The sequence below is a fragment of the Parendozoicomonas verongulae genome (assembly GCF_009711465.1).
GTDB lineage: Bacteria > Pseudomonadota > Gammaproteobacteria > Pseudomonadales > Endozoicomonadaceae > Sansalvadorimonas > Sansalvadorimonas verongulae.
Genome location: NZ_SMME01000845.1, coordinates 1 through 25,099, shown reverse-complemented (window position 1 = coordinate 25,099; position 25,099 = coordinate 1). Strand labels below are relative to the sequence as shown.

At 50.6% G+C, this 25,099-nt stretch carries 23 protein-coding genes; 15 read left to right on the top strand and 8 right to left on the bottom strand.

Annotation, left to right across the window (positions count from 1 at the left end; all coding sequences use genetic code 11):
- Positions 1–349 precede the first annotated feature (349 nt).
- The 3 genes from E1189_RS13955 to E1189_RS13945 all read left to right on the top strand — a co-directional run bounded on the left by E1189_RS13955 (position 350) and on the right by E1189_RS13945 (position 6,106).
- Entirely contained in the window at positions 350–658 is a 309-nt protein-coding gene (locus tag E1189_RS13955) for a NirD/YgiW/YdeI family stress tolerance protein (RefSeq protein ID WP_196221434.1), read from the top strand.
- 90 nt (positions 659–748) lie between these two features.
- Positions 749–3,055, top strand: coding sequence for a hypothetical protein (locus E1189_RS13950; protein ID WP_155160940.1), 2,307 nt, complete (start codon positions 749–751; stop codon positions 3,053–3,055).
- 303 nt (positions 3,056–3,358) lie between these two features.
- Positions 3,359–6,106 (top strand): hypothetical protein, encoded by a 2,748-nt coding sequence (locus tag E1189_RS13945; protein WP_155160939.1) that lies wholly within the window; start codon positions 3,359–3,361, stop codon positions 6,104–6,106.
- A gap of 19 nt (positions 6,107–6,125) precedes the next feature.
- Here E1189_RS13945 and cysQ read toward each other — a convergent pair whose 3' ends face one another.
- Positions 6,126–6,956 (bottom strand): 3'(2'),5'-bisphosphate nucleotidase CysQ, encoded by an 831-nt coding sequence (gene cysQ / locus E1189_RS13940; protein ID WP_155160938.1) that lies wholly within the window; start codon positions 6,954–6,956, stop codon positions 6,126–6,128.
- A gap of 15 nt (positions 6,957–6,971) precedes the next feature.
- Positions 6,972–7,532, bottom strand: coding sequence for an ADP compounds hydrolase NudE (gene nudE / locus E1189_RS13935; protein WP_155160937.1), 561 nt, complete (start codon positions 7,530–7,532; stop codon positions 6,972–6,974).
- 133 nt (positions 7,533–7,665) lie between these two features.
- Here nudE and E1189_RS13930 point away from each other — a divergent pair, with 133 nt between their 5' ends.
- The 5 genes from E1189_RS13930 to E1189_RS13910 all read left to right on the top strand — a co-directional run bounded on the left by E1189_RS13930 (position 7,666) and on the right by E1189_RS13910 (position 11,426).
- Positions 7,666–8,916 (top strand): ankyrin repeat domain-containing protein, encoded by a 1,251-nt coding sequence (locus tag E1189_RS13930; RefSeq protein ID WP_155160936.1) that lies wholly within the window; start codon positions 7,666–7,668, stop codon positions 8,914–8,916.
- 55 nt (positions 8,917–8,971) lie between these two features.
- Positions 8,972–9,628 carry a GMP/IMP nucleotidase gene (gene yrfG, locus E1189_RS13925; RefSeq protein WP_230460399.1) on the top strand — a complete coding sequence of 219 codons (657 nt, stop codon included), beginning with the start codon at positions 8,972–8,974 and terminating at the stop codon, positions 9,626–9,628.
- Positions 9,629–9,638: 10 nt separating this feature from the next.
- Positions 9,639–10,076, top strand: a complete 438-nt coding sequence (gene hslR, locus E1189_RS13920) for a ribosome-associated heat shock protein Hsp15 (protein ID WP_155160934.1) — start codon at positions 9,639–9,641, stop codon at positions 10,074–10,076.
- A 355-nt stretch (positions 10,077–10,431) separates the two neighbouring features.
- Positions 10,432–11,097: an AzlC family ABC transporter permease gene (locus E1189_RS13915; RefSeq protein ID WP_230460398.1), complete on the top strand. Its 666-nt coding sequence runs from the start codon at positions 10,432–10,434 to the stop codon at positions 11,095–11,097.
- A complete protein-coding gene (locus E1189_RS13910) occupies positions 11,094–11,426 on the top strand; it encodes an AzlD domain-containing protein (protein WP_155160932.1) in 333 nt (110 codons plus the stop codon). Before E1189_RS13915 ends, E1189_RS13910 begins: the two co-directional genes overlap by 4 nt.
- On the opposite strand, the gene E1189_RS13905 is transcribed toward E1189_RS13910, so the two are convergent.
- Entirely contained in the window at positions 11,418–12,374 is a 957-nt protein-coding gene (locus E1189_RS13905) for an alpha/beta fold hydrolase (protein WP_155160931.1), read from the bottom strand. The two genes, E1189_RS13910 and E1189_RS13905, sit on opposite strands and share 9 nt — an antisense overlap.
- A 78-nt stretch (positions 12,375–12,452) precedes the next feature.
- Complete coding sequence (locus E1189_RS13900; protein ID WP_230460397.1) at positions 12,453–13,385, bottom strand: alpha/beta fold hydrolase; 933 nt, start codon at positions 13,383–13,385, stop codon at positions 12,453–12,455.
- 187 nt (positions 13,386–13,572) lie between these two features.
- Between E1189_RS13900 and hslO the strand changes: the two genes are divergently transcribed.
- From hslO to E1189_RS13870, 6 genes are all read left to right on the top strand, one after another.
- Complete coding sequence (hslO, locus tag E1189_RS13895; RefSeq protein WP_155160929.1) at positions 13,573–14,448, top strand: Hsp33 family molecular chaperone HslO; 876 nt, start codon at positions 13,573–13,575, stop codon at positions 14,446–14,448.
- A gap of 133 nt (positions 14,449–14,581) precedes the next feature.
- The gene (locus E1189_RS13890; RefSeq protein WP_155160928.1) at positions 14,582–16,960 is read left to right on the top strand and encodes a Tex family protein; all 2,379 of its coding nucleotides are present in this window, start codon (positions 14,582–14,584) and stop codon (positions 16,958–16,960) included.
- A gap of 274 nt (positions 16,961–17,234) precedes the next feature.
- The gene (gene gshA, locus E1189_RS13885; protein WP_155160927.1) at positions 17,235–18,821 is read left to right on the top strand and encodes a glutamate--cysteine ligase; all 1,587 of its coding nucleotides are present in this window, start codon (positions 17,235–17,237) and stop codon (positions 18,819–18,821) included.
- Between the two features lie 111 nt (positions 18,822–18,932).
- Positions 18,933–19,436, top strand: coding sequence for a disulfide bond formation protein B (locus E1189_RS13880; RefSeq protein ID WP_155160926.1), 504 nt, complete (start codon positions 18,933–18,935; stop codon positions 19,434–19,436).
- A gap of 69 nt (positions 19,437–19,505) precedes the next feature.
- Positions 19,506–19,868, top strand: a complete 363-nt coding sequence (locus E1189_RS13875; RefSeq protein ID WP_155160925.1) for a CidA/LrgA family protein — start codon at positions 19,506–19,508, stop codon at positions 19,866–19,868.
- Positions 19,861–20,583 (top strand): LrgB family protein, encoded by a 723-nt coding sequence (locus E1189_RS13870; protein WP_196221432.1) that lies wholly within the window; start codon positions 19,861–19,863, stop codon positions 20,581–20,583. Before E1189_RS13875 ends, E1189_RS13870 begins: the two co-directional genes overlap by 8 nt.
- Positions 20,584–20,589: 6 nt before the next feature.
- Here E1189_RS13870 and E1189_RS13865 read toward each other — a convergent pair whose 3' ends face one another.
- On the bottom strand, positions 20,590–20,811 hold the full coding sequence (locus tag E1189_RS13865; protein ID WP_155160923.1) for a hypothetical protein: 222 nt from the start codon (positions 20,809–20,811) through the stop codon (positions 20,590–20,592).
- 239 nt (positions 20,812–21,050) lie between these two features.
- On the opposite strand from E1189_RS13865, the gene E1189_RS13860 reads away from it, so the two are divergent.
- Positions 21,051–21,263, top strand: a complete 213-nt coding sequence (locus E1189_RS13860) for a cell division protein ZapB (RefSeq protein ID WP_196221431.1) — start codon at positions 21,051–21,053, stop codon at positions 21,261–21,263.
- Positions 21,264–21,317: 54 nt separating this feature from the next.
- Here E1189_RS13860 and brnQ read toward each other — a convergent pair whose 3' ends face one another.
- The 3 genes from brnQ to E1189_RS23940 all read right to left on the bottom strand — a co-directional run.
- Positions 21,318–22,628 carry a branched-chain amino acid transport system II carrier protein gene (gene brnQ / locus E1189_RS13855; protein WP_155160921.1) on the bottom strand — a complete coding sequence of 437 codons (1,311 nt, stop codon included), beginning with the start codon at positions 22,626–22,628 and terminating at the stop codon, positions 21,318–21,320.
- 222 nt (positions 22,629–22,850) lie between these two features.
- Positions 22,851–24,785 carry an ATP-binding cassette domain-containing protein gene (locus E1189_RS13850; protein ID WP_155160920.1) on the bottom strand — a complete coding sequence of 645 codons (1,935 nt, stop codon included), beginning with the start codon at positions 24,783–24,785 and terminating at the stop codon, positions 22,851–22,853.
- A gap of 112 nt (positions 24,786–24,897) precedes the next feature.
- A partial coding sequence (locus tag E1189_RS23940; protein WP_196221430.1) for a hypothetical protein occupies positions 24,898–25,099 on the bottom strand: 202 nt, incomplete at its 5' end.

Below are 25,099 nucleotides of genomic sequence, written 5' to 3'. Positions count from 1 at the left end.
AAGGTTCACAATTAATCCTGACCAGCATCATTGCAGCACCGCTTCATATAAGTACCCAACGAAGTTGCCCATGCCAATCTGTTGAGCTTTTTGAGTAGCCAGTGCGCCAGCCCCATAACAAGCCGGGATAATAGTGACTGGGTTATTGACGGCATTTAGTCTCTTCAAGTTGTCGGGAGCATAGCTTGTTATCCTGCGTCGGTTGCTCTGGAGAGCAACTGGCCCTACATAAAGCCCTGTTGATTTGCCTATATTTAAAAGACTTCAGGCAAACCTCGGAATTGAGACACCAATGCGAGACGACGGGACATTTCTTTCACTGCTATATCTTTCCATCCTGCTCATCGGGATGAGATGTTCCCTTGTTCTGGCCGAAGTCAACTTGCCCCCTCCCTCAAAAATCACTGTAAAAGAAGCATTAAGTGAAGATTTTCATGGGAAGACCGTTGATATTACTGGTGTAGTCATCCGTCAGATTGGTCCGGAAACCATACTCTTGCATGATGGTACGGCTGCTATTGAAGTGGATGTTCCCCCCAACCAGATTCCACAGGGTGGTCTCAAACCCAACACCCGAATAAGAATTAAAGGTGAGGTAACTCTCGAGGGGCGTGGGAGCCATGAAGTGGAAGCTAATCAGGTATTCTGGGTTTTTTGATCTGCCCCAAAATAAAATATTCAGCAGCTTTCGCTGCTCACTTCTAATATTCATGGCGTTATTTTGGACGGACATCCCTTCGGTACCGTTATGAAGCCCTTAAAACATCCCTGCTCGCTTGCAGCTCTTGTATTCTTTATCCTTATTTTTTTACAGGCTACAGCGCAAGCGGACGAAACACTATTCACAATTCTTTTCAAATGCCCGCTGCCTCAAGGAGCTGTAGCCTACCAAACCGTCCCGGGATTACATGGCGGAAGGGCTGATTACGCCTATATTATCGGCCCCCTGAAAATGCAGGATGGTTCAAAATACACCCTTGAACTCAGAGCCAATGCAGAAACAAACGGTGTAGCGGCTTTCCTGCGTCAAGCCCCAAAGGAAGGTGGTACCAAGCTGGCTACCATACAAGCAGAAAGTATCGTTGGTGGCGTTAATTTGTTACTTCGCGACCAACACTATTTTTACCAGACTCTGGGGAAGGATAAGGATCCGGATGCTGAAGCGGTAGAAATCCCAATTCCAGATGGGCAGCCAGTCGTACCCCTCCTCCATGTGCGAGAAAATCAATCTGACGTAGCCATGCCTGACCCTATCGCAGTGATGAAACTGATCATTAAGCGCCGGCAGGAGAAAAAGATGGGGGATGAGGGCGATTCGTTGGTTACCGCACTGTCAAAGCTCTCCCTCGATGCGCCCCCAAAAGAGAGTCTTATCACCTTTATATCGGCTAACGATGACAGAACAGGGTTTATCCAACCAGACCAATGGGCTCATGTACAGGTTCACACCCTGAACAGCCCTCTGCAATCTCAGATTGAGCTTGAAGTAAAATCTGCCACACCTTCCAGATTTTATCTCAAGCCTCCAGTTGTATCTATTCACTCCCCACAAATCACCAACCCCGATGCGATCATCACCATGCCATTTTTTGTGGAGGGGCTTGGTGACACTCTCGTTATTAAAGGAAAAAAAGCAGTCCGTGGCAGTCACTACTTTTTCCAGGTTTACAAAGACGGTGACGGCCTGAGCATCAGCATGCGCAGGCTGCAGCATACCACGGTCGAAGAATCAGCAGCAGATCCAAAGAATGCCCATGATGCCCTGGTTCTTCATATAGAGCCAAACAACTCCACAGTCGTTCTTCGGGATGGGGATGGACAAGAACTCACCAGAAGAAGTGTGGATCATCTATTTGGGAAGCAGGCTCAAATAGACACCATTGAGGGTAAAATTGGCACATTCAATCACGTGAAGCTGGTCAACCTGATGTCGCGCTGGGCTCAAAGCCTCCATCCCCCCCAGCACCCCTCTCTTCCCGATCCAAACTATGCGGCGTTTACAGATGAAGAGCTCAAGGCATGCTTTAACGGTGAGGAATCCCCAACCAGCCAGCTGAATTCTCATATTACCTTCGACCATTTTCCCGGGGTTATGGACCTGAACATTGGGTTTCAGGATTCCCATATTCACACTTCGATGATGCTCCATCATGCGACCCCTGCCAGCGGGCTTGAGACAGGAGGCATCGTACTCACTAATCAGACAACTGGCCAACAAAACACCTTCTCTTTTATTGTGCGGTCACACACACCTCACAGCTTTAGTGTATCCATGCACCCCCTCGACCCCTCCGTGAAAAAGACCTCACATTTTCACACCATGGAACAGGCTGCTGTGCTGTTGCATGGTCGAAGCAATGCCATTGTCACACTGGACGTGAACTTTCCTTATGAAAACCAGATGAACGTCGTAATGACTAATCATCAAGGCAAAACTCTTTACACCAAAACATTGCACAGCGTGGACTGGAACACTTCCACCGATGTGATCAGTGTCTTGCCGCTTCCCGCGAAGGGGCTGGAAGGAAAACGCGTAAACCTGCCAGGATTGGGCACTTGTATAAACTTGCTCTCTCATGCCATAACCGGGGAGCTGGATGCAAGTTTTGATGACACACAGCTACCCGCTATCTATCACAGACAAACTTCAATGAATGTTACCCATCCCAAGGGAGCCTATTTCAGTAATGTGAAGAGAGACTTCACTACCGTGCCTCCTTACCGAACAGGTCGCCTGTGGCGTCATGCAGTCTATGGAGCCAAGCTAATTGGGTACCCCGCTCTCTGGGCTTGGAAACATCCCAAAAGCACGGTTACTGGTGCAGCGGTTTTTGCAGGATTAGCAGGTACTGCTTACGCTTTCCCGGATGAAAGTCAGCAACTTCTGCAAACGGTTGCAACCGCGTACGAGCCTGTGCTTATGCACACACTCCCTTACCACCGACACTGCCCAGCACCCGACCCAATACAGACAGTGGAATGCACTTCCGGGGGGTCCAAACCAATAGTTCCCCCCCCTTCCAGCGAGAACATTACGCCTAAAGTATTTCCTTGAAATAAAGAAGCCCACTGTCGTCTATCCCTTACGCAGTGGGCTTTCTGGCAAAAAAACTTCGGCAGGGTTTACGACGAGGTTCTAATATTCATGCTTTTTAGTGCAGCGATACTTCATCATCCTTCGGTTCGCTCCTTCACTACCGCGTCCGTTTAAAACGGTATGGCTATGAATACCCTTCGACTCCATAACACGATCCTTTTTATATTATGTTTCCTTACGCCCTTTGTAGGGAGCCAGACTGCATACGGCAATGAAAAAGGCACTACCCTTCTCCGCCTAGTGAAAGGATCTCCCAGCGCAATGGAACAGCGGGTTATTCCAATAAACTATCTCAATAAACTTGAAGAGGGCTACCTCATAGGTCCAATGGAAACAGAGGAAGTGCAGGCACCAATCACCCTGGAGATGAAGTTTTATAAGGAGGGCATCGCCGTATTGCTGCGTGTCGCTCCCGGAGAGAAACCATCCTATACAGATATGGTGGAAAAAACGGTTTTAACCGGTCTCTATCTATCAAAAAAAGGAAGCCGTTATACCCTGCAGCACCTTAACTCCGATGTAATCCCTGTTGGTGATATCGTCGAGATACCGACCACTCATAAACAGACAGAGGCAAAACTTGCACTTATGCCATCTGATGAGAAAGCATTGCTTCCAGATCCCATTGCAATCGCGAATTATCTTATCAACTGGCATAAAGCGCGTACGGATGAGGGTACGCACGATTCGATCAAAACCCTTCTGGGTGATGGTAGTGAAGAGGGGCAGGCGATAGCAGCACTGGACAGACTGTATTCAGAACAGACTGACCCTTCAACCCTACTTATCTACACGCCAGCGAGAAGGTTTGATTTTATTCAGAAAGATGATTACATGATACTCCCCGTGCACAGTTTTGCATCAGCACTGTCTCCTTTTCCCGCAGAGCTTCATGCTGTAAAACCACCACCCACCAGGATCAATAAAACCCCCAAAGCCATCACAAAAATCTACTTCCGGCATGATATGCCTGATCTGGGTGTTCTCACCCCACCAATGTTCATTGAAGGGGCAGGGGAGATGTTTATTTCCCGAGAAGACAATACTGTTGCAAGAGGGGGGCAGTACTTCTTTCAAATCAAGGAGGATAACACCACCGGTGGAATGGTCGTTGCCCTGCACCGGTTGCATCGCTCCACTGTGGAAGAATCTGCCGAATTTTTGCCTGACGAACGAGGCCCACTCTTCCTTTATCTTGATAACAATGGCGCCACTTTGACAGACCAGAGCGGTCAAAACCATGGCCATACTGAATTTTTCAGACCTGTCTCAAAGTTCGAGGCCACTATCTCGTTTAAACGTAAGCTGAAGTACATCAACTATGTACTCCTTGCCAATCTGATGTCTGAATGGGTAGATTTCCTGCAGGATCCCGACAACACCGCTCCTCCAGTTCTGGACGAAAAGGCTGTTCGAGAGTGTTTTAACGGCCGTTTTACGCCGACAGAAAGCTTAAAGCCCACGATCTTCTTCGGCGCTCCTCCCGTTATGAAAGACCTGAACATGGGTTTTAAAGGTTCCCACCTGCATACATCTATACTCGCTCACCCTCAGATTCCAGCCAGCGGCTTTGAAACTATGGCTCTGTCGTTAAAAGATGAGCTAGGTTATCGGGCAAATTACTTCCTGCGCCTGCATCAGGTATCGTCTCAATCCTATGTTGCATCATTACATGAACAAGATAAGAAGAGAACGCTGAAAGATATTGACGATGATCAGGCGTGGTTGGCATTAAGCGGCCAGAGTAGTGCCCTCGCAACGCTGTATGTGGAATATATCGGCAAGGACAAAATGTATGTTCGATTAACAGACAGAAACGACTCCGCAATTATTGCCAGGCCTATGGCAACAAACTGGAACCCCGATGTCGATAAAATAAGCCTGTTACCTCTGAACTTACCTGCAGATGAACAAAGCAACACGCGTATTCACCTGCCCGGCATTGCCCTTTGCACAAACCTGCTGGCTCATGTCACAACGGGGCGTATTAAAGGGACTATTGACACGGACCTTCTTCCACACCTGACCCATCCCCAGGCATCTGCAGATATGTCTGACCCGAATGGAGCATACAAAAGTGCAATTCTTCGGGAAAAGTCCGTCGTTCCTCACTATCGTAACTTCCTTTCACGCCAGGCTCTGGGGCTCTTTAAAGAGCCCATACGTATTGTCAGAAAACACCCGGGAAAAAGTGCATTGATTGGTAGCGGTATCGCTTTAGGTGCGAGCGGGTTAGCCTGGATGTATCCGGAACAGGCCTATGCGGCTTATACGACAACAATGACAGCAACAACGAATGCTGCCGCATTCCTCTTGAGTTTAGGAACATCCGCAGTGGACTATAGCAAGAGTAAGCTTGGGTACAATGCAAATACAGATGGTGAAGGAGCAAATGGCGAGATTGAGGTTAACGACTCTGAGACTGTAACCCCAGACGTTCAGACCCCTCCCCTGATTGATGATCCTGACAGCCTGTCATATGGGGTGAATGGCTCCGATATGTTATCATTCGGATCTTCTGAGCAACCTGCGCCCAAAGCTTCGCCTGCAAATACAGATGGTGAAGGAGCGAATGGCGAGAGTGGGGTTAACGACTCTGAGACTGTAACCCCGGACGTTCAGGCCCCGCCCCTGGTTGATGATCCCGACAGCCTGCCATATGACCCATATGAACAATATGAGCCCTATGACTCCGGTATATTACCATCCGGACCTTCTGAGCAACCTGTGCCCAAACCTGCACCTGCACCGACTGAGCCTCAACAGGACCCTGTAACCCCAGACGTTCAGGCCCCTCCCACAGTCGATGAGTCTGACAACCTGCCATATGGGGTGGATTACTCCGATATATTACCATTCGGATCTTCTGAGCAACCTGTGCCCAAACCTTTACCTGCATCGAGTGAGCCTCAACAGGATCCTATAACCCACACCGCTCCTTCAACATCAAAAGGGGATAATGGCATACCTGCAGTTCCAGGACATACCGACACAATGAAAGGCGAATAAAGCGGGAAAACCGGCCGGATCAGTTTGATCCGGCCAGCAGTGCTTCCCACTCTGCAGCTGGGTCACCCAACACATAAAAGTCTGGGTTAATGAGGGACTCTTTGTTGTTATAGCGAAGGGGTTGCAAGTCTCCATTGAGAAGCATACCACCCGCTCCTTCTACAATGGCCTGGCCTGCAGCAGTGTCCCACTCACTGGTTGGCCCACGGCGGGGGTAGATATCCAACGAACCTTCCGCCACTAAACATATTTTCAGGGAGCTGCCTGCCACCGTAAGATGTACTTCCGAGAAGCGCTGTTCAAAACGGTCTATCAAATCCGTTAAACGATCCCGCCCATGATGACGACTCACTGCCACATTCAACAAACCGGCAGGCGCACAGGAGCGGGTTTGAATAGCAACCACCTCGCCACCTTCTTTTTGCCGCCAGGCACCATGGAGCGCGGAACCACCCCAGTAAAAAACACGGGCCACAGGTGCATAGATGATGCCCAGAACTGGTCGGCCATTGTCTATCAGGGCGATATTCACAGTGAACTCATCAGTACGGGCGATGAACTCTTTGGTGCCATCAAGAGGATCCACTAACCAATAGCAGCTCCATAGGCTGCGCTCTTCCAGAGGGGGTATAGTTCCCTCTTCTGATATAACCGGAATGCCCGCACCCAGCCGCTCCAGCCCATCAGTAATCACCCTATGCGCCTGCCTGTCTGCCTGTGTGACAGGTGAGTCATCAGCTTTCTGAATTACTTCAAAATCAGCCTGTGAGTAAACCGTAAGAATGGCCTCGCCAGCCTTCAGGCAGAGCTCTTTCAGACTGCCGACAAGAGCAGCATGGTCAATGTTCATGCAAGTACCCCAAGGTTAACTGTGGTTTCTGCCTGAAAGAGTATCCCGTGCCAGATAGAGCGCTGCCAAGGCACGAGCCTCTGAAAAATCCGGACGGGTGATCAGTTCAGGCAAGTCATCAAAGGAAAACACATGCACACCGAGAGGTTCAGGTTCGTCACCTTCCAACCTCTCTTCATAAAGATCCTGAGCCAGTACTATTTGCATGCGGTGGGTCATATAGTTGGGAGATAGGGTGAATTCAGTAAGGTGTTCCAGTTTTCTGGCACCGTAGCCAGCCTCTTCTTTCAGCTCCCGATTGGCACCATCCAGAAGGTCCTCTCCAGCTTCTACCAGCCCCTTGGGAAGGGAGAGCTGATAATCTTCAGTGCCTGCGGCATACTCTTCTATCATAACGAAACGGTTGTCATCCAGCATGGGGATAACCATCACCGCCTGATGCCCCTGACCAAAACCAGCCAGACGTTCATAGGTGCGTTCCGCTCCATTGGAAAAACGCAGCTTGAGTTGTTCCACTCGAAACAGGGCGCTGCGGGTGACTTCCCGGATATCGTGGATGTCTGGCAGTTTTTTCATAGGTTATTGATTCCGGGCACTGTCTGTAGAACGTGAAGCAAGTATACGCGCCCCTGCTTCATCTCTAAACCTAAGGGAGGCAAGCTTACCCGCCGACACACACTACATACTTTTCTGCGAGGTCATTTCAATAATGGTCAAACAGCTCAATTCTCTTGTTATGGTTTTGTTGACGGCTACCTCTCTCTGCGTCACAGCTGGATTCGCGGACGATAACACTTTAGATCAGCAGATTATCCCCGACCTGAGAAACTCGGAGACCTTCTTCGCCAACAAGCGGGTTGAGGAAACAATTCTCAAAGCCTGGCAAGACCAGTACCAGCAGATTATGGACACCGGCAATATTCCCCGGGCTGTGAGGCTGCTGAATGCACCGATTTCCGGAGAAACGGCTCACCGTGGCCGTCACCTGCTCTCCTTTTCCGCCTTTGCCGGTTTTAAGAAACTTGCAGCCTGGGGGTTGAGAAAGGGAGCCGACATTAACCGAGGCGATAAAGACAACGCCACCATGCTGCGTATGTCGGTAGCTAACCAGCTTCCTTACATGGTGAAGTTTGCTCTCGACAATGGTGCCAACCCCAACTGGCTGCAGGGGCAGGGCAAGCGTAACACCTTTGGGGATATGATGAATTTCAGCTGGCCGCTCTCCGGTTTTGAGTTGGCCTGGGAGAATGGCGCACGTTTGCAGAACGAAGAGCAGCGAGACCAACTCATCGCCTATCTCAAAGAAGAACACACAGACCCATCATGGAAAGAGCAGGCACGGCTGAAGTACTTTATTGACCGATTAGAATCTCCCGAAGCCATGCTGCCTCCCAATAAACCTGTGCTACTCACCTCTCCGGGCCAGCCCATTGATATTTATATGATTGGCGTAATGAGTGATGCCCTGACAGTGGCCATGAAAAGCGGCGATATTGGCACGACAGATATCATCAATTTCAATGTTCATGGCATGCCGCTGGCTCACTTCACCACCTTCAATGGCATGACCGGTGCACTGCAGTATATTCTGGAAAACATTCCCAAAGCCTCGGCCACCTATCAGGTGAAACGCCGGGACAGAACCGGTAACGACCTCATAACTGCTGCCATAAAGAGTCTGAATGTGGAGGCTCTGCGTATGGTGCTGTCCACATCCAGTGAAACCATTAACACCAAAACCCCCTCGCTGCCTGTGTATTACAGCCAGGGGCATACGCCCCTTCACATTGCAGTGATGTGGGAAGCCCCCGATGAAATGTTCTCTCTGCTTTTTGAATACGGAGCTGCGGAAAGCCTCAATATCACCAACAACAGTGGCCTGACGCCCATGGACGTTTTGGAACAATGGTATAGCGACTCTCCCCACTACGAGCGAATAAAAAAAGCCCTGACACGATGATGTAAAAACCTGGTCTGTTGTATGATCGGGTTATAACCACTACAGGCTGACGGCCATGCTGAACTGGAATGATATCGACACTGTCCTGTTTGATATGGATGGCACTCTTCTTGACCTCCATTTCGACACCTATTTTTGGAAAACCCTTGTGCCCGAGCGGTACGCAGAAAAAGAGGGCGTCGCTATGGAAGAGGGGTGGAAAAAATTTGCTCCCAAACTGAAAGAGGTCGCAGGAACACTGGAGTGGTACTGCTTTAACTACTGGACTCAAGAGCTGGGTATGGACATCCTTGCAATGAAGCGGGATATCACCCATAAAATTCAGTTCCGCCCACACACCGAAGAACTCCTCCAGGCCCTCCATGCTTCCGACAAAGCTGTAGTGCTTGCGACAAACTCCAATCGGGATGGCATGAACCTGAAAATGGAGTTTCTCCCTTTTGCCCAGTATTTTGATGAGCTGCACACTGCCCATGATTTCGGCCACCCTAAAGAGGAGCAGGCTTTCTGGGAAAGACTCTCCCAAGAGCACCCCTTTAATCCGGAACGTACCCTGTTTATCGATGATAACCTTGAAGTTCTTCGTTCCGCCCGCACTTATGGCATTAAACACCTTTTAGCCATCTCCCAACCGGACTTGTCGTTACCCAAAATCGATACCGGGGAATTTCAGGCTATAGATAACTTCCAGGATCTTCTTCCCATAGAGTAAGTTGCGGTACATGAGTAAGCGAAAGCAAAAAGCGGAACCAGAAAGTACAATTCAGAGTCAAAGCAAAGTGCGTCTCGATAAATGGTTGTGGGCAGCGCGATTCTACAAAACCCGCGCTATTTCCAGAGATGCCATTGAAGGCGGCAAAGTTCACGTCAACGGCCAGCGTGCCAAGCCCAGCAAAGATGCCCGAGTGGGGGATATGCTGGTGCTCCGACAGGGCTTTGATGAAAAAACCATTGTGATCAAGGAGCTGTCCGACTCCCGCCGTGGCGCGCCGGAGGCTCAAAAGCTCTACACAGAAACTCAGGCCAGCATCAACAAACGGGAAGAGGCGGCCGCCAATCGCAGAGCTCTGCGTGGTTCTCACCCATTTTCGGAGCATCGCCCAGACAAAAAGCAGCGCCGGGATATTGATAAGCTACGTCAGCAGGACTTTGAAGCTTAGGCCACATAAGTCCCCAAACCCATGATGACTGCTGCCAGTTTTCCGCACTCTTAGGAACTGTCTGAAAATAACGTCCCTATTTCGATACTCTCGAAACCGTCATTCCCACGAAGGTGGGAATCCACCACGGACAGTGGATCCCCGCCTGCACGGGAGCGCCCCCCGAACAGCGTTTTCTGATGGGACTTCTGAAAGACACTCAGTGGTAAATACTATCTGAATATGCGGAGCGGGTTGAAGACTTTTCACCCGCTCTCCTTTAACCTGTTACAACCACTTTGGTTACTTTTTACACCTCAGGATTTTTGTGACAGCCTCCACTTTTCGTTCGGCGTTCCGCTCGGGAGCGCTGACCATGCTTCCCATTATTCCGGGACTGATTCCTTTCGCCATGATTGCAGGGATGTCAGCCATTGATGCTGGCATGAACCCACTTATGGCGCAGCTTTATTCAGTGTTTGTTTTTGCTGGCGCCTCACAGATTGCAGCCGCACAGTTGATTGGCCAACATGCTGAACCACTGGTGATTATTCTCACCATCTGGATTATTAACCTGCGCTTTGTCATGTACAGCGCGTCCCTCTCTACAAAACTGCCAGCGTCCACTATCCCCAAGCCTTTGCAGGCTTATGTAATGACAGATCAGTCGTTTGCTATCTGCGTGGGTATGTTTGATCAAAATCAGGTTACCCGTGAGAATCGCGCCGCGTTTTATCTGGGCAGCTCCGTTGTACCTTGGCTGGTATGGCAAATCGCTACTGGCCTTGGCATTGTGTTTGGTTCGGTGATCCCTGCGTCCTGGTCTTTGGATTTTGGGGTTTGGCTCTGTTTTATCGCCATTATGATTCCGGGACTTCGGGATTTCCCTGCGGTGATTGCTGCGGTTGTGGGCGGCTCTCTGGGTTTAGCTTTGCACAATTTGCCTTTTAATCTGGGATTGGTTTTTGGTTCTATCGTCGGCATCACCTGTGGTTATCTTGCAGAGAGAAGCTTCGGTAAGAAAAAAGGAGCACTGACATGAGTACGGCGACTATGTGGCTCGTTATTTTTGCAGGCGGGCTAGGCACATTTCTGGCTCGTTATTCTTTCTTCTGGCTATCCGATCGTAAAGCACTGCCAAAGGAGTGGGTTCGGGTTCTGCGCTTTGTGCCTCCTGGGGTTTTGGGGGCGTTGATTATTCCCGGTGTGGTTGTGCCAAGCCTTCATTCTGGAAACGTTCTGTTGAATCCTCGCGTACTGGCGGCACTGATCTCCATTCTGGTGGCCTGGAGAACCAAAAACGTAATGATCACCTTTGCTGCGGGTATGGGATCGCTCTGGTTGTTGCAGTCTATCGAACCCCTACTCTGACTCTTTCACCAGTTTCTCTACATACTCCGCAAGCTGTTGCGGTGCTTCTATCGTCAGAGCATGGCCGGCATCGGATAAACGGTAAACCTTAATGTCCGATCGCATGTTCTCCGCAACATCTGCCCCACGAATATGCGTGATCTGATCTTTCTCTCCCCAAATAACCTGCATGGGAGCATCAATATCAGACGCCAGTTGTTCCAAATTTTTCTTTCCACTCTGAATATCTTCACGGGTTGTCAGCAACCCTTCAGTCACTTTCTCCAGCTGCTCAGCATTACGCATGTGTTCCCAGGCCAGAAAACGGTAACCTCCCCAAGGAGCCCAGGGTGGATTATAAAAATTGGGTTTAACAACCTGCTCATAAAAGTCACCCGCACGATTGATACGAAAACGGTTACGTCCCGTTTGCACCAGTTCGAGCATAAAAGGCGTCATACTGCTGTAATCTGCTGGCACGTCTTCGATTCCTGCCGGGGCTATCAAAGTCAAACTGCCCACGTGTCCGGTTTGCTCAGCAGTAAACCAGGCTGCAACTGACCCACCAGCGGAGTGTCCGGCTATATGTACCCGCCCGACACTTAATCTGTCCAGAAAGGCCTTCAGCCAGCGGCTGTAACCCTGCATGGAAAAGTCCCGTTCCATATCTCGGCAGCTTTGTCCATGGCCAGGCAGATCCGGAATGATCAGGTGATAGTGCTTGGCGAGATAAGGAATTACCGGCAACCAGACTTCCTTGCTGGCAGCAGCACCATGAATCAATAACAGTGTTGACCCATGGCCTTTTTCAAGATAACGAGTGGTGCAATGGTCGGCTGTCACTTCACGGCTATGAAAACCGTAATACCAGGCAGCTGCAGTTTGAGCGGCAGAATATGCGGAATGAGCAACTTCAACGGGCACTTGCTGAAGCTGGCTCCAAAGATAAAATGCCAGCGCTGGTAACATGGGCTATTCCTTTCATGCACAAAAGCAGAAAAAGTAGGCAGCCCAGTGTAGTTCATGGAATAAGCAGAAACGTACCTGTTACAAATTGGCTACAAAATTACGAAACGCAACACTCACCTGTTCCGGCGCTTCAACCATAGGTACATGGCCGATACCGGGAAGAATGACAGATTTGGCATTCGGCATGTAAGTTTCCATGACCTTCACGCAGGACACATCCAGCACGCGATCTTCTTCGCCCCAGATAATCAGCGAAGGGGTCTTGATGGTGGTTAGCATAGAATTCACAAAGTCGGCCTCTCCCATCTCTGCCTGAGACTTCATTAAATCAGCAAACACTTTGTCATTCAGATCCACACGGGCAATGGCCTTACGTTCCATAACCGCAGAGACAGGCCACGGAATAAAGGGCTTCTCGCTCATAACAAAGTCCAGCAACTCGAAGTAATCACCGGGTTTGCGGGCAATCAGCGGGTTTTCTCCTTTATCTAATAGCTTAAAGAACTCACTCTCCCGGGGTGATTCAATACCGGCATTATCCAGCAACACCAGCGACTGCAAACGCTGTGGATACAGCGCCGCGAAAGCCAGGCCTATTGCTCCCCCCATGGAGTTGCCCATAAGGTGTACCTTTTTAATCTTCAATTTATCAAGAAGTGCATTCAGGCGAGCGGCCTGGGATGTGATCAGAAAACCCAGCTCCTCGCCTTTGTTATTTTTATACAGGCTACTCTCGCCATGGCCTGCCAAGTCAACTGCAATAAGGTGGTAGGTATCTTTCAACTCTATGGCCAGACGCACCCAGCTATCTTTATCCGCGCCAAAGCCGTGCACCATCAGAATGGTTTCACCGTTCGGGTTGCCACCAGTCAGCAGGGCGAAGTCGATATCTCCGGCTGAGACATGAGTCAGCTCCAGATTGGCACGGGCACGCTCAAAGGCCATAGCTGAGGTATAAATGTCGTCCTGCACTCTCTGGCAGCCCGCTAAAAAGGTTGTTAGGAATCCCATAACAATGAGCAGATGTGCCCTCATCATTCCTGACCGCAATACCTTCAGCATGGCCTATACCCTTCGTTTCTTGTGCTGTTATCGTTAAAAATACCGCCAAACCTGCCATAAAACGATGGCCGAAATTGTGGGATCAGACGGTATAATAGGCCGTTTACACATTTTGCTAACAGGTATCGCCCCTTTTATGATGCTGACCGATTCCACCCAACGCTTTATTTTCGATAGTACTGATATGCGCGGTGAGCGCGTGCAACTGGATGCAAGCCTGCAGGAAGCTTTTGCTCCACATGCTTACCCCGAAATCATTCGCGTTCTTTTGGGTGAGCTGGCAACCACAGCCGTTCTGTTGAGCACCACTCTCAAGTTTGAAGGCAAAATGACTCTGCAGGCCCGTTCTACCGGCCCTATCTCCCTGCTGATGGTGGAGTGCACCGACGAGCGCACCTTCCGTGGCGTGGCACGCTGGAGTGATGAAAAACTGTTGCCTTCCGACAAAAACCTGTACTCCCTGCTGGAAAATGGCCAGCTTGTGATCACCATTGACCCAACCCAAGGCAAGCGTTATCAGGGTATTGTGCCTCTGGACGGTGCTGATCTGGCCACTTGCTTCAGCCGTTACTTCGAGCAGTCTGAACAACTACCTACCAAATTGTGGCTCACCTGCGATGGCAACAAAGCTGCTGGTTTCCTGCTGCAGGCACTGCCAAGCCAGAAAGAAACCGACCCAGCGGCCCGTGCTGAGCGCTGGGAACATCTGACTGTTCTGGCAGAGACGCTGAAAAGCGAAGAGATGCTGGAGCTACCCACAGAAGAACTGCTGCACCGTCTGTACCACGAAGAAGACGTGCGCCTGTTTGACAGCGAATCCGTAAAGTACCACTGTAACTGCTCCCGGGAACGTACTGGCAGTGCACTGATTACTGTTGATCCGGTAGATATTCAGGAAATTCTGGAAGAGCAGGGCCAGGTGGATATGGATTGCCAGTTCTGCAATACACGCTACACCTTTACGGAAGCGGATATCAGTAAGCTGATGGGCGCAGACGAAACCCGCCACTGATTCAATTGCAAGTCTCTTGTTCTTCGGGTTGTTATTCGGAGAACAGGAGAGAAAGTACTTCCAATACTGTGAACTGCGCAGATCATCAGTATAATCCTGCCTTTGCATTTTTAAGACGCACAGAGACTACCGGATGGAGAGCATCTTTCAGCGTATAGCTTCGGAGCTGAACGTTAAGGAACAACAGGTTGCCGCGGCAGTTCAACTGCTCGACGAAGGCGCCACCGTTCCCTTTATTGCCCGTTACCGTAAAGAGGTAACCAACGGTCTGGATGATACCCAGCTCCGAAACCTGGAAGAGCGCCTGCGTTACATCCGGGAAATGGAAGAGCGCCGCGGCGCCATTCTCAAGAGCATTGAAGAACAAGACAAGCTGACTCCCGAGCTGGAGAAAGCTATTAAAGAGGCCGATACCAAAACCCGCCTCGAAGACCTTTATCTCCCATACAAGCCCAAGCGCCGCACCAAAGGCCAGATTGCCATTGAGGCTGGTCTGGAACCACTGGCAGACGCGCTGTTCAATGATCCAACTCTGACACCGGAAACCGAAGCGGCCAGGTTCATCGATGCAGACAAGGGCGTGGCGGACACCAAGGCCGCTCTGGATGGTGCCAAGTACATTCTGATGGAACGCTTTAGCGAAGACGCTGACCTGCTGGGCCGTCTCCGTAACTTCCTGTGGGAAGAAGGCCAGATGTCCAGCCGCGTGATAGCAGGCAAAGAGAGCGAAGCGGCCAAGTTCCGTGACTACTTTGAGCACGATGAGCCTCTGAAGACAGTGCCTTCTCACCGTGCACTGGCTATTTTCCGTGGTCGCAACTCAGGCCTGCTGCAGGCCTCAGTGGTTATCACGGGTGCAGAAGACCGTACAGTCACTCACCCTTGTGAGCTGATGATTGCCGAACACTGGAATCTGGAAGACCAGAGTCGTGCAGCAGACAAGTGGCTGAAAGACACCGTTCGCTGGACATGGCGCGTGAAGCTGCTGCCCCATCTGGAAACCGAACTGATGGGTCGCATTCGTGATGCCGCAGAAGAGGAAGCCATCAAGGTCTTCTCCAAAAACCTGAGCGACCTGCTGCTGGCTGCACCTGCCGGCCCACGCGCCACTCTGGGCCTCGACCCCGGCCTGCGTACCGGCGTAAAGGTTGCTGTGACCGACGCGACCGGCAAACTGGTGGATCACACCACTGTTTTCCCCCATGTTCCTCACAATAAGTGGACGGAATCTCTGGGCACTATCGCCAAGCTGGTTCTCAAGCATGGTGTGGAGTTGATCGCTATCGGCAACGGTACTGCGTCCCGTGAAACTGATCGTTTTGCAGCAGAAGTTATCAAGCAGTTCCCTAAGCTGAACCTGTCCAAGGTTGTGGTGAGTGAGGCTGGTGCTTCCGTGTACTCCGCGTCTGAGCTGGCTGCGAAAGAATTCCCTGATCTGGATGTATCCTTCCGTGGTGCGGCCTCTATCGCCCGTCGCCTGCAAGACCCACTGGCGGAACTGGTGAAGATTGATCCCAAGGCTATCGGGGTTGGTCAGTACCAGCACGACGTAAGTCAGACTCACCTGGCACGCAGCCTGGAGAGCGTGGTGGAAGACTGTGTAAACGCCGTCGGTGTCGATGTGAACACAGCCTCCAGTGCTCTGCTGACCCGTGTATCCGGCCTTAACGCTACCATCGCCCAGAACATTGTGAACTACCGTGATGAGAACGGTGCGTTCGATAACCGTAACACTCTGAAAAAAGTCTCCCGCCTTGGAGAGAAGACCTTTGAACAGTGTGCGGGCTTCCTTCGTATTATGAATGGCGACAACCCGCTGGATCGTTCTGCAGTTCACCCAGAGGCCTACCCGGTTGTGCAAAACATTGCGGCTCGTTTTGAGCGTGATGTGCGTGGTTTGATTGGCGACACAATGTTCCTCCGTGGCGTAAAAGCCGCTGAGTTCACTGATGAAAAATTTGGCCTGCCGACCGTAACCGACATCATCAAAGAACTGGACAAGCCCGGCCGTGACCCTCGCCCTGAGTTCAAAACGGCCAAGTTCCAGGAAGGTGTTGAAGACATCAAAGACCTGAAGCTCAACATGGAGCTGGAAGGTGTGATCAGCAACGTGACTAACTTCGGTGCCTTTGTAGATATCGGCGTACATCAGGACGGTCTGGTTCACATCTCCGCACTGTCCGACAAGTTCGTGAAAGACCCTCGCGAAGTTGTGAAGGCCGGTGATGTTGTACGTGTGAAGGTTCTGGAAGTGGACGTTGAACGTCGTCGAATTGCACTGACTATGCGTATGTCTGACGATGCCCACGCTCAGGCTGGTGATGCAAAATCTGCAGGTGGCCAGAACCAACGTGGCGAACGTCGTCCTAACCGCAACAATGGAGGTAACGACAACCGTCGTCAGGCTCCACGTGGGGGCCAGAAGCCTCGCGGTGGTCAAGGCAGCAATAAACCTGCCCAGGGTGCCACCTTCGCGGACTTGTTTGCTAACGCAAAGAAGCTGCGTAAGTAATCGTATAAGTAACTGCAAATACATTCCGGGCATCGCTTTGATGCCCGGAATTCGTTTGTGGGGGTTGAAGGATTTTTTTTCGCCTTTATATAGAAAGGAATCGTCTTTTAAACGATTGCCCGTCTTTTATCAGGGAGCGCTTAGCCCGTCACCAACTTTGCTCTTGGGTAATGTCAAGGTTATAGTGCTCCAGGTGCCTGCGCTTACACATAGAATTGTTCGGAGAGTTCGCCCTGATGGCCGCTGTCCGAGTACCACACCAAAAGGTTCCATCTTGTCAGCCAGATTTTCAAAGCGTCTCCAGATCCTTTCCAAAGGAGACAACCTTGCCTGCCTTACCCAGATTCAACATGGCATTGAAAAAGAAGGCCTGCGGATTACGCCTCATCTGAAGTTATCCCAGGCGGCACATCCTGAGTCTTTGGGTTCAACCCTGACTCATCCGTACATCACAACGGATTACTCCGAAGCTCTGTTGGAGTTCATTACGCCGGTTTACCGTGATGCCAGCGACGCTCTGGGTTTTCTGAGCGAGCTGCACACAGAAGCCCTGAACAACATGGCTGATGGTGAAGTTGTGTGGGCCAGCAGCATGCCAGCCATTCTGGAGGGTGATGAAAATATCCCCGTAGCTTACTACGGCGCCTCCAACACCGGGAAAATGAAACACGTTTACCGTCTTGGCCTGGCACATCGTTATGGCAAAGCCATGCAGACGATTGCAGGGATTCACTACAACTTCTCCCTGAGCGAAGATTTCTGGCCACTGATGCAGCAGGCCGATGGTGGCAACTCTCTGTCTGCCATGGATTATCAATCGGCTGGCTACTTCGCCACGATCCGCAATTTCCGCCGTTATGCATGGCTGCTGTCGTATCTCTTTGGTGCATCCCCTGCACTGGACAAAAGTTTCCTGCAAGAGGGTCATGAGCACGGTCTGAGTGAACTGGATGAAAACACGCTGTTTCTGCCGTGGGCCACCTCCCTGCGTATGAGTGATCTGGGTTACACCAGCGATGCTCAATCCAGTCTGCCAATCTGCTACAACTCACTGGATAACTACGTAAGCAGCCTCTGGAAGGCGATTCGCACACCTTACGCCGATTACGAAAAAATCGGTAAGGGCCCTCATGGCGAATACCGCCAGCTGAACAGCAATTTGCTACAGATTGAAAACGAGTACTACAGCACGATTCGCCCCAAACGTGTGGCGCAATCCGGCGAAAAACCGGTTGTCGCCCTGAAAGAGCGTGGCGTTGAGTACATTGAAGTACGCAGCCTTGATATCAACCCATTGTTGCCTATGGGAATTGATGAACAGCAATCCTACTTCCTGGATACGTTCCTGCTGTTCTGTGCCTTGCAGGACAGTGCCAACATGTCCGATCAGGAATGCAGCGACATCACCGAAAACTTCACTCTGAGCGTGCAGGAAGGCCGCAAACCTGGCCTGCAGCTGAAAGATGGTGATCGTTCCCGCGAGCTGACCGAGTGGGCAGCCGAAGTTATTGAGATAATGGCTCCTATTGCTCACCTATTGGACAAAGCCAACAGTACCACTGCTTATTCAGAGAGCCTGATGCTGGAGCGTGACAAGGTGCACAATCCGTCCCTGACTCCGTCGGCTATCATTCTGGCCGAACTGCAAAAAGGTATGTCGTTCCGTGAGTTCTCCATGAAACAATCAGCCAATCATGCTGAATACTTCCGTAGCCGTGCCCTGCACCCTGAGCGTGAGGCTTACTTCCGTGAACTGGCTGAGCAATCTGTTAAGGAGCAAGCCTGCAAGGAAGATGCGGATACTTTGGACTTCGAGACATTTCTTCAGGAGTATTTTGCTTCAGATGACATCACCGTCTGATAAATTAAAATAAATACTCGGGAGGGGTGGTTCTCTCCCGAAACACTGTCTCAGAATGAAGGATGGGCTTGGAGACATTTCCAGAAAAATTCTAAGAGTTTCAAACGAAACATGGGAATTCCTGAATCTCGTCCACTCCACGGCCTTGCTCTCCTTGTTTCAGCCGGGCTAATTACCGCGGCCATGATTTTCGAGCATGTCATGGGAATGGAACCCTGCCCTCTGTGCATGTCGCAACGTGTGGTTGTGGCTGCTATCGCTTTGACCTCTCTTATTGCTGCTGTACATAATCCCGATAGCCTTGGTCGCAGACGTTATGGTTGCACGGTTCTGCTTTTGGCCATTATCGGTGCAGCTTTGGCGATTCGTCAGCTTTATCTGCAGGGTTTGCCCCCAGAGCAGGCACCAGCGTGCATGCCTGGAGTGAGCTATCTGGTCGATATCCTTCCCTTGGTGGACCTGCTAACCATCATGCTCAGCGGTACGGGTGACTGTGCGCAAGTGCAGTGGGTTTTCCTCGGATTATCGATCCCCGGCTGGACACTTATTTGCTTTATCGCTTACGCCTGTTTTGGCTTTTTTGAATTACTGCGAAAGCACCATCTCTACCACTGATAGCGCTACCCTAACGTTCCGGAGGCTTTTACAATAGGCTCCCTTCAATTTTAAGTTCACGATTTCATTATGCGCGGTCTGTTCGTCCTGCTGCTATTCCAGTGCCTTGGAGAAGCTCTTCATCGTTTTGGGCATATTGCCTTACCGGGGCCGGTGCTGGGAATGCTAATTCTGTTTGTAGCTCTTTGTATTTATAAGGCAGTTCCCGACAGTCTGGCTGAATCCAGTAACAACCTCATTGGTGTGATGAGTATTATGCTGATTCCTGCCGTGACCGGTTTTTGTTTTTATCTTCTGGACATTGGCGACCAGCTTGTCCCTATTCTTGCTGCCACAGTTTTCGGCACAATCATCGCTATTGTCTTCACGGCTCTGCTTATGGCCCGTCTAATCAAGGAAGAACACAAATCTCTGGATGATACACATGAATGATACACTTACCGTCTTCAAGGGCATGATCACAACACCACTGTTCATGCTGACTCTGACTATCGGTAGCTTTCTTCTCGGGCAAGCCATTTACAAGCGTTGTGGACGTTTCGCAATACTACCTCCCCTTGTCATTGCTGCCATTATAATCACTGTTACCCTGAAATGGCTCGATGTAGATTACAGCCAGTACAAAGAGAGTGTTCAAATACTTGGCCTTTTACTGGGAACGGCAACGGTTTCCCTTGCCATTCCGCTATACCAACAACTACATCTTATTCGAAGCTACGCCCGCCCGTTACTGGTAACCGTTATTGCTGGCGGCTTTTTTGCCCCAGTCAGTGCTGTCGCCATTGCCTGGCTTTTTGGAGCAACAGATTTGACTCTGCGTTCACTGTTGACAAAATCCATCACAATGCCCATTGCACTCGCAACAACTGAAAACCTGGGAGGGCTCCCAGCCATTACAGCGGGTGCCGTTGTACTGTCTGGAATAGTTGGAGCAACATTCGCTCTGCCAATTATGAATCGACTGAAAATACACAGCCCTGTTGTGCGAGGCTTTACCATGGGACTGACCGCGCATGTGATCGGTACAGTCCGCGCGTTTGAGTCTGACAAGATGACTGGCTCATTCTCCAGTCTCGGATTAGCGATAACAGGGGCCTTTGCAGGCCTTGCCATCCCTCTCATTTATCACTTGGTCATAGCATTTTAGATTTCGCTATATGCCGCCCTGGCTCAGGGCGTAATCTGAAAGTGCCAGCAGGTGGCTTATAAAGGTGTTTTCGACCTGCGGCGAAGCGAAGCGAAGTTCTCTGGAAGTTATATACTCATCAACTGTATCCCCCACTAGCAAGGAGAGGCAAAACGCCTTCAGGGCTTCATCGGCAACATTATCGTGAGATACGATTCGGGCTGAGATGACTGGTATGGCTTCCATCATGGGCCCCGTAAACCTGTTGGCTGAATGTTGGGAAATGTGCAGTATAGGACGTAACGGTAAGAAACTGCTGACAATACCCACATCAACTATGGTTTTTACTAACTTCGAGACAATAATCATCTCCGCGAATAAAACTTTGTCTTAGAGAAATATCAGAAGGTACATGTTCTGATATTTACTACTGCCCCCGAAAACTCCTAATATGAGCGGGTCTTATTTTTTTCCGTGGGATGTTAAATATGTCTATAGAATCTCTGACTCAGCTAGAATCAAAAATCCAAAGCGCTATCGAAACCATGGGCATCTACCGCCTGGAGATCGACGAGCTGCGTGAAGCCAAAACCAAGCTGGAGGCAGAGAACGCAGAACTGCGTAAAGAGCTGCAATCCTGGTCAGACACTGTAGGTTCCCTGCTAGGTCGTCTGGAGACTGTAAGCGAAGAAACTGCTTAAGCCTGCCTTCTCTATTCGCGACAAAGGCCATCTAAACAGATGACCTTTGTCGCTTTAGTCTTCTTCTGCCCTTTTGCCTGTCATCGATAACATCAGCCCCACCATTCCCGGCACAAGCCAGCCTAAACTTTCATCATGAAGGGGAAGTACAGCTAACGATGTATCAGCAATGCCCTTAGCCCATTCAACGCCACTCACTGCCAGACCATCAATTAACCCCACAACAAATACCGGGAACAGCGTCATCAAATAAGTGCGAGGGGGATTTTTCAGATAACCGCGCACCAGTGCCAGGAAAATCAAACAGATAGCCACCGGATAAACGATCAGCAAAGCAGGTATCGTCAGATCCAGCAGTTCATTCAGCCCCACATTGGCAATCAGAGCACTCACCAGCGTACATAAAATCACAAATCCGCGGTAACCCAGTATCGGAACTGCCTCACTAAAATACTCTCCACAGGCCGTCATCAAACCCACTGTTGTGGTCAGGCAAGCCAGCGTAATCGAGATTCCCAGCAGTACCGTTCCCCACTCACCATAGAGCTGGAAGATGTAACTGGTCAGGATGTCTGCACCGTTCTCAGCATCGGGCACAATAGTGTGACTGGTCGCTCCAAGGTAGGACAACGTTATATAAACGGCACACAACCCTACAGCTGCCATAACTCCGGCTGTGATGGTGTGGCGCGTGAGTTCATCCTTATCAGTAACACCCCGCTCTCTTAAAGCAGTGATAATTACAATGCCAAAAGCAAGGGAGGCCAGTGTATCCATAGTCTGGTAACCTTGCTGAAAGCCCCAGGCGAATGCGCTATCAGCAAAGGTTGGAACAACATTGCCAGCAGGCCCGAGAGGAAAAAAGATAACGCCTACGGCTATGGCCAACAGAACCAGCAACAGCAACGGTGTAATCACCTTCCCGATACTGTCGATCAAGCGCCCCGGAAACAGCGAAAGCCAGAGGGTGAAGGAAAAGAATACCGCACTGTATACCATTTGCCCGTGAGGCTGTGATTCAAAGTGATCCGCAAAGCTCATCTCCCACGCAACAATGGCCGCACGAGGTGCAGCGAACAGGGGGCCGATTGCTAAATACAGCACAAGCCCAATCACAACCGCCACCCAGCTGGGCAGATCTCGGGTAAAATTGCTCAAGCCACCACCAAGGCGGGCGGCAGCGACAACCCCAAGAAGTGGCATGCCCACACCCGTAATAAGAAATCCAAGTGTTGCGACAACAAGATCTGCCCCCGCTACCTGCCCAAGATAGGGGGGGAAGATCATATTGCCGGCGCCGAGAAACAGCGCAAACGTCATCAGCCCGATTGCCAGAATATCTGTAGACTTGATGGTGGAAGACAAAAAATAAGCCCCTTTAAAGTGCCTCTATAAAATTGCTTTAAATTGTCATCGGAAGCATCAAAGGAGTTCCGCAGCTTACGGAACCCATGATCTTATTATGGCTGGATAAACCACTTTTCGTGTCTACCTTTGTGAGATAGCACATTTGACTTGGATTAAAGCCACGTACTTATATGGCACATGGACGGCAAACCGGCAATTTTTCAGAGCCTCTGCACTCCCTCAGAACGTACTCAGTGCTTTGATTTCTTCTTCCACTTCCTCCAGTTCTTCAGAGGCCTGCAGCCATTTTTCTTCAGTCTCCGCTGAAGATTTTCGCAGTGCAGTTTGTTCTGCCAGAAGTTTTTTCAGATCGGCCTTGGCAGAGTCTTCGTAGAGTGCAGGCTCCATCAGTTTTTCCTCAACAAGCTGAAGGGATTCTTGTTGTTTCTCCATTTTCTGCTCAAGCTTGTCCACGATTTTGCGGTAAGGGCGCAACTTTTCCCGCAGCTCTGCTTCCAGGCGTTTACGAGCTTTCCGATCCTGAGCTGTCACACGTTCTTTCTGAGGAGTCTCAGAATCGGCCTCTACAGCGTTCGCAACTTCTTCTTTCTTCTGCCTGGCCAACCATGTGGCATATTCGTCCAGATCGCCCTCATACAGCTCTACAGCGCCATCGTGAACTAAATAGAGATCATTCACTGTGTAACGTAACAGGTGACGATCGTGGGATACCAGCACCATTGCACCGTCAAACTCCTGCAGTGCCATAGTGAGGGCATGACGCATCTCCAGATCTAAATGGTTGGTAGGTTCGTCCAGCAGCAGCAGGTTAGGCTTCTTCCAGGCGATAATCGCCAGCGCCAGACGCGCCTGCTCGCCCCCTGAGAAGGAGCCTACGTTTTCATCCACCTTTTCCCCATGAAAGCCGAAAGAGCCGAGGAAATCCTTGATGGACTGTTCACGGGCCTCGGGAGAGAGGCGCTGAATATGAACAGCCGGAGTCGCATGCTGATCCAGCGATTCCAGCTGATGTTGAGCAAAGTAGCCGATACGCAAGTGTTCACCACGCTGCTCTTCACCTGCCAGCTTTTCCAGCTCTGCGGCAAGGGTCTTCACCAGTGTCGACTTACCCGCCCCATTTGGCCCCAGCAGGCCGATGCTGTCGCCCGGTTGAAGGTTGAGAGTGACGTTCTTCAATAGAGCCGTGTCGTAGCCCAGAGAGGCTTTGCGCAGGGAGATGAGAGGTGTGGACAGTTTGTCCGATAGAGGAAAACGAAACTTAAATGGAGAATCCGCATGAACCGGAGACACCATATCCATACGTGCCAGTGCCTTGATACGGCTTTGGGCTTGTTTCGCTTTAGTCGCTTTGGCACGGAAGCGTTCAATAAAGCGCGTGAGGCGCTCCTGCTCCCTCAATTGACGCTCGTGAATAACCTGTTGCTGTGCCAGGCGCTCGGAGCGGATGCGTTCAAAAGCTGTATAGTTGCCTCGATAAAGCGTGACGGTTTTCTTTTCGATATGGGCAACATGCTCAACCACATTGTCGAGGAAGTCTCTGTCGTGGGAAATCAACACCAGTGTGCCCGGATAACGCTTCAGCCACTCTTCCAGCCAGAGGATTGCGTCCATATCCAGGTGGTTTGTTGGCTCGTCGAGAAGGAGTAGGTCGGAAGGACACATCAGAGTACGGGCAAGGTTCAGCCGCATTCTCCAGCCACCGGAGAAATCACGAACGCTGTTTTCAATCTGGTTCTGGTGAAAACCAAGGCCGTGCATTAACTGCTCGGCACGGGATCGGGCGGTGTAACCGTGGTGGGCATCGAAATCGGCATGCAAGCGTGCCAGTGCATTATCATTGCCGCATTGCTCTGCGGCCTCCAGCTCGTTCTCTATACGTCGCAGCTCATGGTCGCCATCCAGAACGTACTCGACAGCTGCCTGCTCAAGTGCTCTCACTTCCTGTGCCATGTGGGACACGCGCCAACCAGAGGGGATTGAGATGTCTCCGGTATCGGCATGTACTCGCCCCTGAATTAACGCAAATAAAGACGACTTACCGGAACCATTTACACCGGTAAGACCAACCTTCTGCCCTGGGTGGATAACAAGATCACTGTCTGACAGCAGTACCTTGCCACCTCGTAATAAACTGACTTTATTTAACCTGATCATGGACGGATTTTAGGCTGATCGGGCGTGTATTCCTATAACTGAAGGGGCATTGCAGAAAATAAATAACGGGGCTTTATAGCCCCGTTATGTCCTGTTAACAATACAACAGGAATTACTTACGCTTTGCGCTCTTTCGAACGGCTTTGCGCGCTGCTGGCTTGCGCTTCACAGCGGATTTACGAGCTGCACTCTTGCGTACTGCTGGCTTACGCTTGGCAGTAGTTTTCTTGGCTGCTGCCTTCTTAGCAGTCGACTTGCGAGCTGTCGTCTTACGTTTCGCGGTAGTCTTCTTGGCTGCTGTCTTCTTGGCAGTC

What these genes read in the sequence shown, in the direction of transcription:
- E1189_RS13955 (WP_196221434.1), top strand. Translation starts at nt 350, where the DNA reads ATGAGATGTTCCCTTGTTCTGGCCGAAGTCAACTTGCCCCCTCCCTCA.
- E1189_RS13950 (WP_155160940.1), top strand. Translation starts at nt 749, where the DNA reads ATGAAGCCCTTAAAACATCCCTGCTCGCTTGCAGCTCTTGTATTCTTT.
- E1189_RS13945 (WP_155160939.1), top strand. Translation starts at nt 3,359, where the DNA reads ATGGAACAGCGGGTTATTCCAATAAACTATCTCAATAAACTTGAAGAG.
- cysQ (WP_155160938.1), bottom strand. Translation starts at nt 6,956, where the DNA reads ATGAACATTGACCATGCTGCTCTTGTCGGCAGTCTGAAAGAGCTCTGC.
- nudE (WP_155160937.1), bottom strand. Translation starts at nt 7,532, where the DNA reads ATGAAAAAACTGCCAGACATCCACGATATCCGGGAAGTCACCCGCAGC.
- E1189_RS13930 (WP_155160936.1), top strand. Translation starts at nt 7,666, where the DNA reads ATGGTCAAACAGCTCAATTCTCTTGTTATGGTTTTGTTGACGGCTACC.
- yrfG (WP_230460399.1), top strand. Translation starts at nt 8,972, where the DNA reads ATGCTGAACTGGAATGATATCGACACTGTCCTGTTTGATATGGATGGC.
- hslR (WP_155160934.1), top strand. Translation starts at nt 9,639, where the DNA reads ATGAGTAAGCGAAAGCAAAAAGCGGAACCAGAAAGTACAATTCAGAGT.
- E1189_RS13915 (WP_230460398.1), top strand. Translation starts at nt 10,432, where the DNA reads ATGCTTCCCATTATTCCGGGACTGATTCCTTTCGCCATGATTGCAGGG.
- E1189_RS13910 (WP_155160932.1), top strand. Translation starts at nt 11,094, where the DNA reads ATGAGTACGGCGACTATGTGGCTCGTTATTTTTGCAGGCGGGCTAGGC.
- E1189_RS13905 (WP_155160931.1), bottom strand. Translation starts at nt 12,374, where the DNA reads ATGTTACCAGCGCTGGCATTTTATCTTTGGAGCCAGCTTCAGCAAGTG.
- E1189_RS13900 (WP_230460397.1), bottom strand. Translation starts at nt 13,385, where the DNA reads ATGGGATTCCTAACAACCTTTTTAGCGGGCTGCCAGAGAGTGCAGGAC.
- hslO (WP_155160929.1), top strand. Translation starts at nt 13,573, where the DNA reads ATGATGCTGACCGATTCCACCCAACGCTTTATTTTCGATAGTACTGAT.
- E1189_RS13890 (WP_155160928.1), top strand. Translation starts at nt 14,582, where the DNA reads ATGGAGAGCATCTTTCAGCGTATAGCTTCGGAGCTGAACGTTAAGGAA.
- E1189_RS13880 (WP_155160926.1), top strand. Translation starts at nt 18,933, where the DNA reads ATGGGAATTCCTGAATCTCGTCCACTCCACGGCCTTGCTCTCCTTGTT.
- E1189_RS13875 (WP_155160925.1), top strand. Translation starts at nt 19,506, where the DNA reads ATGCGCGGTCTGTTCGTCCTGCTGCTATTCCAGTGCCTTGGAGAAGCT.
- E1189_RS13870 (WP_196221432.1), top strand. Translation starts at nt 19,861, where the DNA reads ATGAATGATACACTTACCGTCTTCAAGGGCATGATCACAACACCACTG.
- E1189_RS13865 (WP_155160923.1), bottom strand. Translation starts at nt 20,811, where the DNA reads ATGATGGAAGCCATACCAGTCATCTCAGCCCGAATCGTATCTCACGAT.
- E1189_RS13860 (WP_196221431.1), top strand. Translation starts at nt 21,051, where the DNA reads ATGTCTATAGAATCTCTGACTCAGCTAGAATCAAAAATCCAAAGCGCT.
- E1189_RS13850 (WP_155160920.1), bottom strand. Translation starts at nt 24,785, where the DNA reads ATGATCAGGTTAAATAAAGTCAGTTTATTACGAGGTGGCAAGGTACTG.